Annotated in this window: 17 protein-coding genes; all 17 read right to left on the bottom strand. The window is 61.2% G+C overall.

The window, feature by feature from the left end:
• Positions 1-10: 10 nt before the first annotated feature.
• The gene (locus VY732_RS05975) at positions 11-610 is read right to left on the bottom strand and encodes a YmfQ family protein (protein WP_331694904.1); all 600 of its coding nucleotides are present in this window, start codon (positions 608-610) and stop codon (positions 11-13) included.
• Positions 598-1,644, bottom strand: a complete 1,047-nt coding sequence (locus VY732_RS05970) for a baseplate J/gp47 family protein (RefSeq protein ID WP_331694903.1) — start codon at positions 1,642-1,644, stop codon at positions 598-600. Before VY732_RS05970 ends, VY732_RS05975 begins: the two co-directional genes overlap by 13 nt.
• Positions 1,634-2,032 (bottom strand): phage GP46 family protein, encoded by a 399-nt coding sequence (locus VY732_RS05965; protein ID WP_054047083.1) that lies wholly within the window; start codon positions 2,030-2,032, stop codon positions 1,634-1,636. Before VY732_RS05965 ends, VY732_RS05970 begins: the two co-directional genes overlap by 11 nt.
• Positions 2,032-2,541, bottom strand: a complete 510-nt coding sequence (locus VY732_RS05960; RefSeq protein WP_331694902.1) for a phage baseplate assembly protein V — start codon at positions 2,539-2,541, stop codon at positions 2,032-2,034. Before VY732_RS05960 ends, VY732_RS05965 begins: the two co-directional genes overlap by 1 nt.
• A gap of 137 nt (positions 2,542-2,678) precedes the next feature.
• On the bottom strand, positions 2,679-3,728 hold the full coding sequence (locus VY732_RS05955; RefSeq protein ID WP_331694901.1) for a phage baseplate assembly protein: 1,050 nt from the start codon (positions 3,726-3,728) through the stop codon (positions 2,679-2,681).
• Between the two features lie 3 nt (positions 3,729-3,731).
• Positions 3,732-4,967: a DNA circularization protein gene (locus VY732_RS05950; RefSeq protein WP_331694900.1), complete on the bottom strand. Its 1,236-nt coding sequence runs from the start codon at positions 4,965-4,967 to the stop codon at positions 3,732-3,734.
• Entirely contained in the window at positions 4,954-6,723 is a 1,770-nt protein-coding gene (locus tag VY732_RS05945; RefSeq protein WP_331694899.1) for a phage tail protein, read from the bottom strand. Before VY732_RS05945 ends, VY732_RS05950 begins: the two co-directional genes overlap by 14 nt.
• 130 nt (positions 6,724-6,853) lie before the next feature.
• Complete coding sequence (locus VY732_RS05940) at positions 6,854-7,150, bottom strand: phage tail assembly protein (protein ID WP_007908778.1); 297 nt, start codon at positions 7,148-7,150, stop codon at positions 6,854-6,856.
• Entirely contained in the window at positions 7,147-7,494 is a 348-nt protein-coding gene (locus tag VY732_RS05935; protein ID WP_007908779.1) for a phage tail tube protein, read from the bottom strand. Before VY732_RS05935 ends, VY732_RS05940 begins: the two co-directional genes overlap by 4 nt.
• Positions 7,495-7,561: 67 nt before the next feature.
• Entirely contained in the window at positions 7,562-9,058 is a 1,497-nt protein-coding gene (locus VY732_RS05930; RefSeq protein ID WP_331694898.1) for a phage tail sheath subtilisin-like domain-containing protein, read from the bottom strand.
• Positions 9,058-9,237, bottom strand: coding sequence for a DUF2635 domain-containing protein (locus tag VY732_RS05925; protein ID WP_123594864.1), 180 nt, complete (start codon positions 9,235-9,237; stop codon positions 9,058-9,060). The genes VY732_RS05930 and VY732_RS05925 overlap by 1 nt, the downstream gene beginning before the upstream one ends.
• On the bottom strand, positions 9,234-9,818 hold the full coding sequence (locus VY732_RS05920; RefSeq protein WP_331694897.1) for a phage tail terminator protein: 585 nt from the start codon (positions 9,816-9,818) through the stop codon (positions 9,234-9,236). The genes VY732_RS05925 and VY732_RS05920 overlap by 4 nt, the downstream gene beginning before the upstream one ends.
• Positions 9,819-9,968: 150 nt before the next feature.
• Entirely contained in the window at positions 9,969-10,994 is a 1,026-nt protein-coding gene (locus VY732_RS05915; protein ID WP_331694896.1) for a phage late control D family protein, read from the bottom strand.
• Positions 10,995-11,003: 9 nt separating this feature from the next.
• Positions 11,004-11,216 carry a tail protein X gene (locus VY732_RS05910; protein WP_064393145.1) on the bottom strand — a complete coding sequence of 71 codons (213 nt, stop codon included), beginning with the start codon at positions 11,214-11,216 and terminating at the stop codon, positions 11,004-11,006.
• Positions 11,209-11,592, bottom strand: a complete 384-nt coding sequence (locus VY732_RS05905) for a phage tail protein (RefSeq protein ID WP_331694895.1) — start codon at positions 11,590-11,592, stop codon at positions 11,209-11,211. Before VY732_RS05905 ends, VY732_RS05910 begins: the two co-directional genes overlap by 8 nt.
• On the bottom strand, positions 11,592-13,772 hold the full coding sequence (locus tag VY732_RS05900; RefSeq protein ID WP_331694894.1) for a phage tail tape measure protein: 2,181 nt from the start codon (positions 13,770-13,772) through the stop codon (positions 11,592-11,594). Before VY732_RS05900 ends, VY732_RS05905 begins: the two co-directional genes overlap by 1 nt.
• A gap of 129 nt (positions 13,773-13,901) precedes the next feature.
• Positions 13,902-14,483: a phage tail assembly protein gene (locus VY732_RS05895; RefSeq protein WP_331694893.1), complete on the bottom strand. Its 582-nt coding sequence runs from the start codon at positions 14,481-14,483 to the stop codon at positions 13,902-13,904.
• Positions 14,484-14,489 lie beyond the last annotated feature (6 nt).

Here is a 14,489-nt window from a genome sequence, read left to right as displayed (position 1 = left end):
TTATTCCTCCCTAGTCATAATTGATGTGCACCTTGGTGTGCGCCGGCGCACTGCGGTGGATCAGGCATTCCAGCGCCGAGCCCGGGTTGACGCCGAAACGCTCTCCCCAATAGCTCGCGCCGAAACGCCGACCGAGCAACAAGCGCCCGCCGGTGTTGAGCGTCCACATGAACTGCGCTTCCCAGGTGCCCCAATGCGCCGAGCCGAAACGCGAACGGCCCATGCGCGGGGCTTCGAGTTCGGTGATGGTCGCGTTGGGGTAACCCTGGCTTTTGGCGATGTCGATGTAGTAACCGACAGCCTGGCTGCCGACCGCGAGCAAGCGCCGGCGTACGGCGAGGCGGCGGTCGTCGAACAGCGGTGTGGCGCCCAGGCACGGGTCGGGCAGGTTCATCACCTGTTCCCAGTCCGGCACCAGTTCGCTGACGCCGGCCGGGTCCATCTCATTGAGCAGGTCGGCAGCACGCGCATCGAGGCGCGCCAGTTCGACGGCGACGCCTTGCAGCACTTCTTCCAGTTCCGGCACGTGCTCCGGGTCCCACGCCGGGCCAGTGGGCAGCAAGGCGCGCAGTTGCGCCTGATATTGCGCGGCGGTTCTTATGCCCCCCATACGCAACCTCCGAAGGTCAGCAGTTCACTTTGCCCGGCAGGCACGTCAGCGGCCGGCGCGGTCAGCGTGTGATCGTACTCACCGCCAGCGCTGCTGATGGCTTCGCGGATATGGCTGATCAGCAACGGCACGCCCAGATCGGCCTCGCGGTTGTGCAGGTCGCGCAGTTGCGCCTCAACCGCAGCGCGCACGGCGCTGGTGTCCGGGTTGACGTTCTTGAAGCGATACACCACCGGCACTTGAATCGGCCGCTGCACGTGCACTTCCGCCGTCACTGGACGCAGCGGTTCGATGTACGCCTGAACCTCCGCCAATTGCTCATCGTTGGGCACCGGTTGCGGGTCTTCATCACGCATGATGAACACCGTCACCGTGCCCGGCCCGAGCAGGCCGCCACGACACCAGGCGCGGGTCACGCCCGGCACTTCCAGTGCCCAGGTCTCGTAGTCGCTGGCCGAACCGCCATGGGGAATCACGCGGTAGGAACGAATCACCCGCGAGCGCAGCGACTCCAGACTTTCCCGCGCCACGCCGCCGCTGAGTCCCGGCGCCAGCACGACAAAGCTGTTGCCGACCACACCGGCAATCGGCTGCACCGGTGTCAGCGCCAGCCCGGCGTCGGCATTGCCGAGGCTGCCAGCATCCAGCGCGGCAATCGTGGTGGTGTTGCTGCCATTGGCCGTGGTGCGTGCGGCGGTGACTTTGTAGGTGCGGCCGTCATTGGTTTGCAGCAGCGTATCGGCGTCGAGCACCGCGCCGGCAGTAGCGGTAAAACTGACACTACCGGTGGCGACTTGCGCGGGTTTACGTGGCTGGTTCAGGCGCAGTGCGGCGATGCGTTCAAGGGTCGACTCGTCGGCCTTGTCAGGCAGGATCTGTTCGGCAATCCAGTCGAGATAACCGTACAGACCATAAGCCGCGCCACCGAGGGTACGGGCCAGCACTTGCGCATCGGACTGGCGCAGCGAATCGCCGGCCAGGTCGCTTTGGGTGCGCTTGATCAGCACCGGCAGCGAAGGGGTTTCAAACGGCATAGATCACCTGCCAACTGTTATCGGGGTTGATGTCCAGACGTTCGCCGTCGGCCAGGGTCAGGACCGTGCGCAGGTTCAGACGCTGGGCGTCGAGGCGTTCGCTGATGATGTCGATGGCGCTGCAATGGCCGTCGTCGATCAGCCATTGCAAGGCTTCGCGGGCATAGAACTCGGCGTCCATCTGCGTTTGTCGGGTCAATTTCACCCGGCGCAGTAGCCATAACCGTGAGCCGATGCGGTCGTCGGCAACGGTGGGAAACGTGTCGCCCCACCAGCCGAAACGCTCTTCGTCGTCGAGGGCGTCGTCATCGGCGGCGCGGCGCCAGGTGAACAGGCTGATGAGCACGGCGCGCGTCAGTGCAGCGTGGAGGTTTTGGCTGATCAGCATCACTTGCCTCCTGCCGGCGCGCCGGTCTGGCCGCTGCCGGCCTGCACACCGACGTGCACGTGTTTGATCTGGCTGATGCCACCGGCGAGTTGATCGCCGGTGGACACGATCTTGCCGGTCTGATTGATCACCGGCGTATCGAAGTTCACCGCGCTGCTGGCGCGGATGTTCAGCGTGGCGGTTTCGATGTCGATGATCCGCCCACGCTTGAAATGAATCTTGTCGCCCTCGTCGGTGTAGATCGCCACTTCACCAGCGGCCAGCGCTTGCAGGCGATAGCGGCGGTCAGCGATGACCAGAGCGATGGCGTGGGAACGGTCGCCGCCGATGAAGGTGACGACACCTTCGGCACCGGCCAGCGGATGGCTGGTGAAGCCGTAGGGTTCGAAGTGCTCGAGGTCATCGTTCACTTCGCCGGCGGTGAGGCGCATTTGCAGCGATTGCAGCTTGGATGCCGAATTGGCGAGCACGACAGTGCCGCGCGCCAGCAGGCGTGTCAGTAGGCTCATGGGGTGTCCTTCAAAGAGGCGGCCACGACGCGATCAACTGTAGGAGTGAGCCTGCTCGCGATGGCGGTGGGTCAGGCACTGTGATGTTGAGGCTGCCGACGCTATCGCGAGCAGGCTCACTCCTACAGGGTTCGGTGTCAGGCCGGGGATTTTTTCGGTGGCATTGGATTGGCGTCGAAGGTATGCGGCGGCGCCACTTGCAGCGTGGTCACCGAGCCTTGTGCCGACAACGAATAAGTGACCTTGGAGATCAGCATGTCGCCATCGAACCCAAGCACCGGATCCGTGACTTTGACCAGCGTGTTGTGCCGCCAAAGATCACCGTTGGCCTGGCGCCAGCCCTGCACCCGATACGTGGTGGTCTGCGCCCGCCCCATACGGGTGGCGCACTCCCACTGGGCGCGTTGCTGGGCCAGTTCGAACGTCAGCGCGGTGCCCTCGTTGATGATGGTGGTGCGTCGACGTTTGAAACTCAGATCGGTCGCGCTGGATTCAACCTCGCTGACTGCCGCCCCGCTTTTCTTGTCCGAACCTTTCTGCTGGCCGATCACCCGGTATTCGGAGAACACCTGGCTCTGATCCATGGGGGCGTTGGCCGACAGGATATTCTTGCCCAGCTCGAGCGCATCACTGGCCCGCCCACCGCTGCCGGGTTTGGCCAGCACCAGCCGGCCCTGCTCGTCATCGGTGGAAAACACCCGCAGCAACGAGAGCAAACGGTCGATCGACTGGAACACGGTTTCACCCGGCACAATCGTGTGCTTGGTCAGCCGTGCAGTCTCGGGAATTTCATTGACCACCATCAGCCCGTACTCCATCGCCAGCGCCTGCACGATGCTCAGCAACGGTTGCTCCTGCCACTGGTTCGGCTGGTTTCTGGCGGCGCAATCGACCAGATCCTGAGTCTTGGAACTGCCCTCGATGCTCAGGCTGATCTGGCGTCCGTCATAGCTGATCGGGGCCTTGAACACGTAGCCGGTGAGCACCAGGTCCTGGCCGATTTTCACTTCGCAGGGGTCACCCGGCTTGATCCGCTGGTCCACCGTCTGCCCCGGCCACTGCCAGGTGATGTCGAGTTTGAAGGTGCGGAACTGGCGCTCCAGATCAGCGGTGATTTCCACGCTTTTCCAGCCGCCGTATTCCATGTTGTTGACGGTCAACGTGACGCGGTTATCCATCTCGTTCATGGCTCACTCCCTGGACACTTTCACGTCGTTGGGTGAAAAACCCGGATGGTTCATCGCATTGCTCTGAGTCACTTGGGTCACCCGTGTGGCATCGGCAAATTGCTTGTAGGCCACAACCAGCGCCGGCAAGCTTTCCTGGAACGATTTGGTGACCTGGCGCACACCGGATGACGCCACTGCCTTGAGATGCGCCAGCAGCGCTTCCTTGACATCGTTGATTGCCTGGTGGTGCTTGGGATCGGCCTTGTCCAGCATCGGATCAATGGCCACCCCGACCGCCTTCTGCAGTGCTTTCATTTCGTCGGTCACCGGTACTTCCGGACGGGTCACGGGTTGATCCGCCTGCTGCGCCACCGAAGGTGTCGACGACAGTTTCACTGCGGGGGTCGCCACTGGCATCGACGCCACCCACTGCGCCACTTTGACCAGCATCGTGTCCTGCACCAGATCGGCCATGGCTTGCGCTGCGGCGTTGGTGTCCTTGCCGGTGGTGATCTTTGGCGCATCCGCCTTGCGGATCGCTTCGAGTTGTTGCGACACGTCGGCAATCACGCCACGGTAGCCCTCCTTCGCAAACTCCTTGAGTTCCTTGATATCGCCGAGCAGGCCTTTGAACTCCGCCGCCACTTCCTTGGGCAACTCCTTGACCGCTTTGACCAGTTCGGTGATCTGCCGGTACTGCTCGATCAGCGGCTTGAGCTGTTCTTTGATCACCTCATAAACGCCGGTCAGGCTGTTACGCAGATTGGCAATGCCGATCCGCGCGGCCTTGATCAGCGTCATCGCCTGCTCGAAGCGCGCCACCGCAGACCCCAACAGCGTGTCGGCCTTGGCCAGCAGCACTTTCTGTGTGCTGACGGTAGCGGTCGGAAACGGCAACGGCTGATCGGGATAAAACTTCAGGGTAAAGGTCACCAACCCGCCGTCCTGGCGGGTGTGGGTCATGTCGCATTCACCGACCTTGACTTGCAGGCGCCCGAGCCACGGGTGCACCAGCTCACCATTGCCCGCCTCCAATGCCTTGAGCAGTTTGTCGCGCTGCTCCAGGCAATCGGCGCCGATGATGAATGCCGTGATGTCGTGAGTCTTGGCCTGCTGGCCCAGATCCTCGAAATACGGGAGGTCGCGTTGCGGGTATTCGTGCAACTGACCTTTGCGACCGACCGGGGTTTTCGCCTGATCGATCCAGAAGCCGACACCACGAAAGGATGCCGGCAACAAACGGTCACGCCAGTTCATTGGAACCTCCTGCCGACAACGAGCGATAGCCGATGCGCGAAGACAGCGCCAGGCCCGGTTGATTGCTTTGCGGTTGATCGGTGCGCAGCCCGGCCGGCGCATTTTCGAAGCGCACGGTCAGGCCGCCTTCGAGTTGCGTGCGGTTGTTGATTGCGCTTTGTTGAATCAGTGCGCCAGAACTCTGTGGCAACGAACCACTTTGCAGTGCACCGTTGGCTGCTTGCGGCGTTGCCCCAAAGAACGCGGGTGCCAGTTCGCCTTTGCCTTCGGCATTGGTCTGGCGTTGCGCTTCGGTGAACGTTTCAACCTTGCCGGTGACCTTGGCGATCAGTCCGGCAAAGCCGCCGTCGAACAGCTCCTTGATCGGCGCAATCACGGTTTGCAGTTTTTGCCACAACTCCCCGAACCACTCGGTGATCGGCCCCCAGTTTTTGATGATCTGCCCCAACGGCGTCCATTCGAACATGTTGTGCAAAAACTCCAGTACCGGTGCGGCCAACGCCTGCACCACGCCCCACAGCGTCGAAAACACTTCGCTGATCGGTTGCCAGTACATCGCGATCTGTTCCAGCGGCGACCATTCGAACAGGCTCTGGAAGAAGCTTTTGATCTGCTGCGCCGAGGTTTGCAATGCGGCCCAGATCGGTTCGAAGAAGGCCACGATACTGCCCCAGTTGTTGACGATCATGCCCAGAGGGGAATAGTCGAACAACGTGCCGAAGAAGTCCTTGATGGCTTGCGCCGCCGGTTGCAGCGCCGTCCAGATCGAGGCGAAGAACCCGGTGATCGCGCCCCAGTTGTTGATGATCATCCCCAGCGGTGTCCAGTCGAACAGTCCTTTGAGGAACGCCATCACCGGCACACTCAAGGCCTTGAGCAAGTCCCAGATCGCCGAAAACAGACCGGTCAGCGGCGCCCAGTTTTCCAGGATCATGCCGGCGGGCGTCCACGAGAACACCGATTTGAAAAAGTCGATCACTGGCGCGGTGACCGCTTTGACCTTGTCCCAGATCCCGGAGAAGAATCCCGCGATCGGTGACCACAGCGCCGCCAGTGCATCCAGCGGTCGCCAATCGAGAATCGAGCGCAACGTCGCCATCGCACTCACACCGATGTTTTTCACGCCCTCCCACATGTCCTTGAAGAAAGCGCTGATCGGCGTCCAGTTGGCATAAATCAAACCGGCCGCCACCGCGATGCCCATCGCGATCAACATGATCGGATTGGTCTTGAGCACCATGCTCATCACGTCCATGACCTGGGTCATACCGGTGACGGCGGTTTGCATGGCAGAGAAGGCAATCGCCCCCGCCGCCAGGCCTTCGACCAGTTTCGGGTTGTCGGCGAGCAGGCTGCCGACCTGAGTCAGCATCGGTTCCAGCCCGACCACCAGTGCCCCCACCGCCGGCACCAGTGCGGCGTCCACGGCTGCGGAAACCTTTTCCATCGACGCACTGAACACGTTCATGTTTTGCGCAGCGACTTTCGGCGTGGCGGGTAAATCGACGGCTTTTGCCGCGTCGCCCACTTCGGCCAATTTGCCCTGAAACGCTGCGGCCGATTTGATGCCATCCACAAACGGCGTAATCACGCTGCCGCCCTTGAACAGACCACTGATGTCCAGTTTGCCGAGGCCGGTCTGTTCGAGGTTGTTCTTGAAGCTCTCGACCTTGACTCGCAGCGCCCCGAGCTTTGGCGACAGTTCATCGATGCCGGTAAGCAATACCGACGCTTTAGCTTTGGTTTCTTCTGCCATCACTGCACCTGCTGCATCGCATTGATCCGTTGCGCGTGCTCCAGCGATTCGCGGAGCACATCCAGTGGCCTGGCCATCATCTGTTCGGGGTCAACCTTCCAGAACCAGGCCAGGTCATAGGCGACGGCGATCAGGTCGGTGATGGCGCCGACGCCGCACTCATGAAAAAACTCGCAACGGCCCAGCTCAGCGCATTGAGGTCAGCCAGATCCAGCTGGTTGACCGACGACGGCGGAATGCCGGCGCACACGGCGATATATTTGGCCGCCACGTCCATGTCGAGGCTGACTTCTTCGCTCTTGTCGATCTTGTACGGCAGCGCCTTGATCGCTCGCACCTCCTGCACCGTCGGACGGCGCAGGACGAGTTCGGTCAGGGGCTCGCCGTGAGCTTCGATCGCAACCTGAAGCTTCACGGCGCCGCTCATTGCCAGGTCCCCTTTATGCCTTCGAATTTCAGTTCGATGGTGGCGTCATCGCCTTTGGAGACTGGCTCTTCGACCAGGTAGGCACCGGCCAGCACGTAGACTTTGCCGTTGCTGAATTCGCAGGTGACGGTGATGTCGGTGCCTTCGATCAGCTTCTTCAGCGGGAAGTCGGCGGTGTGCAGCGCGGTCACTTTGAACGACGGCGCGATGTCGGTTTCCTTGTAGAAGCCAGGTACGACGGTTTCGCGTTTGACCGCCATCAGCGGGGCTTCGCAGCCGCCATTGATGGTCAGTTGTGCGCCGTCGACTTTGACGTAGCAGGTACCTGCAATCAGTTGACCCATGGTGTTACTCCCTTGCATAAAAAAGCCCACGCGAGGTGGGCTGAAAACGTGCCGTCAAACGCGCGGATCAAGCCGCGTCGTCGTACTGCAGACGGAATTGGTTGAGCAGCGCGAACACGCGCAGACCGTTGATGTAATCCGGCGGGAACAGCACGTTCACGCGGCTCGGGTCCTGCACGTCGCGCTCGACGATCAGGTGCTCGGCGAACAGCTCGGCGTTCTCGACGTGGCCTTCCAGTTCAAGCTTGGCGTACTGCGCGATCAGCTCGCCGCGAATGGTCGCCGGCGTCACGATCGGTTGGCCGGCGCCGAAACGGGTGCCGTCGGAGGCCAGTTTGTGCCGACCGTATTTGCTGGTAATCACACTCTGCAGACGACGCACGATGAACGCCGACTGGTGCATGGTTTCGCTGTCCAGGTAGGAGTTGTCGGCCTGACCAAAAGCGTTCTTCTGGTAGGTGGTGATCGAACGCTGGATGCGCACGTAACCGCCCTCGTAGTACGCGGTGGCGATGCCGTAGTTGAGCAGCGACTGACGCTCGGTCAGCGTGAAGCGCTCGCTGGCCGGCGCCGGATCGACACCCGGCAGGCTGCCGCTCTGGGTTGGACGACTGGCGTCGGCGGAAATGAACACCGCGGTGCGCGCAGCCAGTGCCGCGGCTTGTACCCAGAATGGTTGCGGAACGCCCGGCTCCAGCGCCTGAATGGTCATGTGCTGGTCATTGCGTGCCTGACCTGCAGCGACCAGCGTACCGACGGTGCCGCGTTTGGCGCTGTAGACGTGACCAAACAGCTGTTTGGCCCACGACCAGCGACCGCTGCTGTCATCCATGACCGCTTGCCAGGTGTTGAGCGTGGCCAGGTCCGACCATGGCAATGCGATGAACTCGAACGGTTCGTCACCCAGCGCAGCAACCGCTGCAATCTGATCCGGTACGCCAGCGCCGCCGATCATCGCCGTGATCGCCGTGACCAGGCCGGCCGGTGTGTCTTCGCCGTTGCTCTTGCCCAGGCGGTTGAACTGCAGACTGATGTCATTGCCGCTGTCGCCAACCCATTTGGCGCTCACGGTCACGGTGCCGTCGACGGCCGCCGCACTGACCGGCAGATCGGCAGTGGCGTTGATTTTCTGCGCCAGTGCCGTGGCCGCTTGGGCTGCGGTAGCACCGCTGACCACGGTGGCTTGCACACGCACGCCGCCAACATACAGATTGAGCACGCCCGCCTGAGTGGCGGTGCCGGTCAGGGTCAGCACGCCTTTGGCGATGGCGCCTTCAGCGTTATGCAGCGGCAGGCACCAGATTTCGCCGATCGGGTCGGCCTTGCGGAAGGTCTCGTACATCGAGGCGAGCATCGAGCCTTGACCGCCGATGCTCTTGGCCAGCGCGGTGCTGGAGACCAGTACCAGCTTGCCGACTTCGCTCGGAGCGATGTTGTCGTTGACTTGCGCAACGATCAAACGACGCATGGTCGAGCTCGCGCTATTGGCGGCCGAGTTGTCCATTTCGGCATAGAACAGCGGTACACGAATGTCCGCGGGGATGTTGCTGAATCCGATCGCCATTATTTGGCTCCCTTTTGTTTGGCTGGTGCGGTTTTGAGGGTGATATCGCCGTCGGCCAGACGTCGGCGCCACCAGGCGCTGTCCAGCACGTCACGGCCTTCGGCCGGCAGCAGATCGCCCGCCTCCGGGTCAGGTACGACGCGGCCAGCGGCCGGCAGTACGGTGATGCGATTGCTCATGGGGTTACGTCTCCAGAGAAAGTCATTTCCACGCGCCCATCGGGGCCCGGGCGTTTCAGGTTGGGGTCGGCCGGGTCGATCGCATCGACCCGCACGGTGGCCCCGGTAAAGGACGACAAACCGTCCAGTTCGCGTTCGTGCCAACTCTCCGCAGGCTGACTCGGCAGATTGCGGCCGAGCTGGAACTCGGCAAAAAAGCGCAGCCGGTAATAGGCGCGGCTGCTGTTGATCGAGACCATCTCGCCGCCGTCGTAAACGATGGCGCTGTAGGTGGAATCAGGTTTGAAACCAACCAGCGCGCGCCACAACTCGGCACGCAGGTCGTGCAACAGATCCAGTGCTTTTGTAGCGTCGGTGGCGTCAAGCACCAGGACGATTTCGAAGCGGTCACGGATCGGTTGGGTGGTTAGGTTTTGTGAGGTGCTGTTGCTGGCCAGATCGGCAATTGGCAGCACGTAGGCCGAGGGTGTTGGCAGATCCGGGTTGCCTTGTAGCAGCGCCAGATCGACACCCACCGAAATGTGATCGGCCAGGCTCGGGCATTGCCCACGCAGCTGCGTGAGGATCGGGGTGATCTTCATGGGGGTGTTCCAAATAGTGGGAGTTACCGCAGGACTCATGTAGGAGTGAGCCTGCTCGCGATAGCGGACTTACAGTCAGAATCGATGGTGACTGACACACCGCAATCGCGAGCAGGCTCACTCCTACAAGGGATTGGTGGTGTTGAGAGATCAGTCTTCAGCCTTTGGATCGAGGCCGCTGGCATCGATCAGGCAGCGATAGCTGTTCTCGCGATTACCGCTGGCGGTGACCTTGTCGATCGACCAGCGTCCGCGCATGAAGTCCGGCCAGGTGTCATCGAGCAGCACCAGGCCTTCAGCGGCCAGTCGCGGATCGCCCGGGCAGGTGATCTTCACCTTGAACTTTTGCCGGAGCATTTTGCGCACTTCGCCCTCGCCGACGGCGATGGCGTCGGCTTCGTTGGGTTGCTTCTGGCGGATGGTCTTGAACGGCGCAAGTCCCGTTTCGACCCAGTGCAAAACGCCTGTAACAGCATCGACAAAACAGGTCTTGCAGCCCTTGGCCTGTTCGCGGGCGGCCTCTTCCAGCGTGGCGCTGATGAAGGCGTGATCGCCGGGACGATTGTTGTGGGTGACCGACAACGTCACATCCTGCAGTTTCTGCCCCGAGATTGATTTGATCTGCCCGGGCCGCGCCAGCACATACGCATCGCCATAAGGTTTGGCGACCAGGTTGTACTTCTTTGCCAACCGCGTCAGAAAGCCCATGTCAGTTTCATTGGACTGGTCGACGTGGGCGATCTTGATCATCGACACGTCCGCAGCGACACGCGATGAAAATCCGTGCTGCGACACCAGTTGGCTAAACAATTGACCGAGCGTCGTCGGTCCATAACTGGCGGTGCGGCGCTGCTTGAAGCCGGTCTCGTCATCCTTGCTGAACGGCGCTGCAGTGGCCACCAGGGTCAGGCGAAACGGAAACAGCGTCGGCGTCAGGCGAGTGACTTTGAACTGGCCCTTGTCGACCATCTCTTCCATTTCCAGATAACCCACCAGCAGGCCGATTTTTCCGCCGAGGTTCGGCAGCCCCTCGAGGCCTTCCAGATCAATGGTCAGGGTCAGTTGATCCGACTCGATACCGGCGGCATCGATGTGCTCCCAACTGATCAGACGCTGGTTGAGCAGATCCGCGTTTGCGCCATAAATCTGCACGACCGGGGTAAAACCCAATGCCATACAACCTCCTTAATCCCAGGCCGTGAGCGCTTTGATCGCGGCGGGTTTGCTGTCGAGCTCAGGCAGCACGACCCAGATGCCAGCGGGCAGAACCGGGCCGTGTTCGGCCAGGGTCGGGTTGAGTTTCCACAGGGCTTCTTCAGCGGCATCGTCGCTGCGCCCGGTTTCGCGGTAGAGCAGCAGATTCACCGAATCACCGGCCACGCTTCGGACCTTACGCATTATTGAACTCCGCCAATTCGATGACCCAATCGACCACCATCGCCGTACCGTCATCGATGATGTAGGTCTGGGTTTCCTGAACGTTGTTGATCCGCCACAGACCCCAGTTGCGACCGATGCCATCGATCAGCGGCAGCGGTATACGCAGCGCCTGCAAGTCGCGCAATTCATCCAGCCGATCCATGGCCACGGCGTACATCGACTTGCCGGTGATGGTCAGGGTTTCCGGCTTCTGCCCGGTCTGGCTGGATTTCGGTTTGCTGGTGAGGATCTGTATTTCCGTCCAGCCGCCATCGGACTTGCGCAACAGCGAGTGGTACGCAAATTGGCGCGAGAGGCCGAGAATGAAACTGCCTAATGCCATTTGTTGTTTCATCAGGCGGCTCCATCGGTGAGGGCTGCGTCACGGCGGGTGGCGAGAGGGTTGTTGGTCAACAGCGGCAGGAACTGGCCGTGGAATTGTCCACTCAGTTGCTGCCCGATGATTGTGCGGATTTGTTCAGCCGTGTCCGGAGCCGGACAGGTGACCTGGATCAACGGTGAAAAGCTCACCTGCTGGTTTTGCGTCTGCGCGCTCGGCAGTTCTTTGGCGACGTCTGCCGGCGGGGCGAGTTTGTCGGAGGCCGGTGCCAGTTTTTCACCGAGCCAAGAACCGCCCATGCTGCCCATCGTACTGCCGACGATGCCGCCCACCACACCACCGATGGCCGTGCCGATGACGGGAATGAAACTGCCGATCATCGCGCCGGCAACTGCACCGGCATAACCACCGGCCAGACTGCCGCCGGCTGAACCCAGCGCACCGCCCACCAATTTATTGTCACCTTCCTGCAGGCCCTTGATCACGTCGGGAGCCGCAGTGGCCACAGTCAGCAATGCATTGGTTTTGCTGAACCCCTTGGCCAGGGTTTTGGCGTCTGTCAAACGGCTGCGCAATGTCGGGCGTGGTTGCGCAGGTGTTCGTGGCGCGACAGATGAGCGCTTGACGGGGGCTTTAGAGTTGGCGGGCTTGCGGCGTTTTCCGGACTTGCCAGACTTCCGGGATTTATCGGGCTTGTCGGTATCGTCAGCGTCAGCAGACCGATCCAGAACATCGATTAGGGGACCGGCGCCTGCCGTCGTCAGCAATTTTGTCGCCGTACCGCGAATGAGTGAGGTCGTGGCGGCTTTGATTTGCGCGCCCCGGGATAAGGCAATAACACCGCCCAGCATGAGCAACGCCGCTGTCGCCCTGGGCTGCTCCTCGGCAAAGCGGGCCATGCCACTGGCGACAGCATCCAGAGAGACCACCACACCATCGAACGCATTGGTGAGTGCGCCGCCAGCGGCCGTAGACAACCGTGTGACACTCGCGTCCAGCGCATTGACGCGTCCTTGCGAGGTGCCCCCCAATTGCTCAGCGTCTTTGGCAACTGACCCGGCGTAATCGAGCTTCGACGGGGCTTCGGGATTCGGCACAGTCAGCAGACTGAACGCCTTGGTCACGTCCTCAGGCTTTTTCAGCAACTTGAGAATGGCGTCGTTGCCACTGAAGAGGGTCTTGGTCAAAGCCTCCTTCTCTTCGGGCTTCTTGTCCTTGAGGGCTTCCATGACCTTGATGATGGTCGCCGACGCATCGGTCTTCATGCCAGTGGCGACTGCCTCCGGCCCCAGTCCATGGCCCAGCGAAGCCCAGGCAGTGCGCTGCTCATCCGTGGTCGTGTCGGCCTTGGCAAGCACCGTCATCAGACTGTTGAGCCCGGCTCCCGCTGCGGACTTGTCGACACCGCTGTTCAAAAACGCTGCGGCCAGTGCCGCGACCTGCTCCGGCGTGAGTCCGCCAGCGACGGCTTTTTCACCAACATTCTGTACGACCGAGCCGATGTCCGCCGATGTCGCGTCCAGCGTGCTGTGCCCCAGATAGTTGGTCGCATCGGCCAGGGTTTGGCTCTTGCCACGATCAAGGTTCATCGCGGATTGCCAGGCCAGCATCATCTCGCTGGCTGTTTTCACATCAACGCCGAACGCCGAAGCGTTGATCGCCGCGTCACGAGCGAAGTCGGTCAAGGCGGCAACTTTAAGCTCGGGTTGAAGGCCTTCACCCACCCCCGACTTGGCCGCAGCCAGTTGCACCTGCAGCAGATCCACGCCGGTGGCGCCACTGGGAGCAACCTGTTTCTCGCTGGCCATCCTCAGGGTTTCTTGTGAAAGCGCCTGAAGTTGATCCTTGTCCAGTTTCAGCACTCGATTGAGTTCAGACAAAGAGGTCTGCTGTGCCATCGTCGCTTGCATGGCTTTAGGGGGTGAGCGCTGCTCGACCTCTGCCTTGAGTTTGGACTTCGATTCACTATTGGCAGCCGGGGCCGCCGCCACGACCTTGAATAGCGATTGCTGGCTCACCAACAGTTCGCGCAGCTTGATCTGCTCTTGGGTCAGCAAACGAATATCCACGCTTGCCAACGCCAATGTGACGTTCAAATCCTGCAGCGGTTTTCCGAGGTTGTCGGGCAGTGTTAATCCGCCCGTTGCATTGCTGCTCTCACCGGCGTATGTGAGCGCATATCTGTTCTCTGCCATTGCCGCTCTACTCCTGTTTCACGCCAAGGCGAGTGATCGCTATGTCGTAGCGGCGCAACGCCTTTTCGGCGTCCCATTCCAGAATCTCCGCTTCACTTACCGGGTAAATGAGCGGGACGATATCGAGGATTACTTCGATGTCGCGTTCCGAAAGTAGGCCGCCGGCTGGTTTAAAAAATCGTCAATGCGCACCTGCAATTGCGTCCAGTCCGGGACGCTTATCAGGGCCAGATCGGGAATCATCAGACCGGTGCAGTGGGCAGTGATGAACTCGGCGCGTTCCTTGGCCGTTTTCAGTTTCTTCATCACTTTGGTGGCGCGCAGTACTGGCATTTCCAGCGACAGCGAGGTCACGGTGCGGCCAGTCACGGCGAGCGGTTGCAGCAGTTGCACCTGATCGGGATCGTCGGACTTTTGCGCGTCCTCGACCTGGTCGAGAAAGTATGAAGCCGGGCGTGTCGACATCTCGTGCACGTACTGGGCGATGCTCACGTAGTCCGGGCGCTTGAGCTGGTCGAGTTCCTTGACCGACAGGCCAGTGGCGAGCAGTGCCAGTTCGAAGAACTGATCGTCTTCGTCATCGCCGGCGCGTTCCAGCGCTTCTTTTTGCGCGGCGTAGAACAGCGGCTTGAGTTGGATCTGGTTGATCTGCGAACCGTCGTCGCCGGTGATCGGCGACAGCAGGTCATGCTGGGGTGGCATCCACGACATGTATGA

Origin of the sequence: Pseudomonas sp. ZY71, from assembly GCF_036542145.1 — a bacterium.
Taxonomy (GTDB): Bacteria; Pseudomonadota; Gammaproteobacteria; order Pseudomonadales; family Pseudomonadaceae; genus Aquipseudomonas; species Aquipseudomonas koreensis_A.
This window is presented reverse-complemented; position numbering and strand designations above follow the sequence as displayed.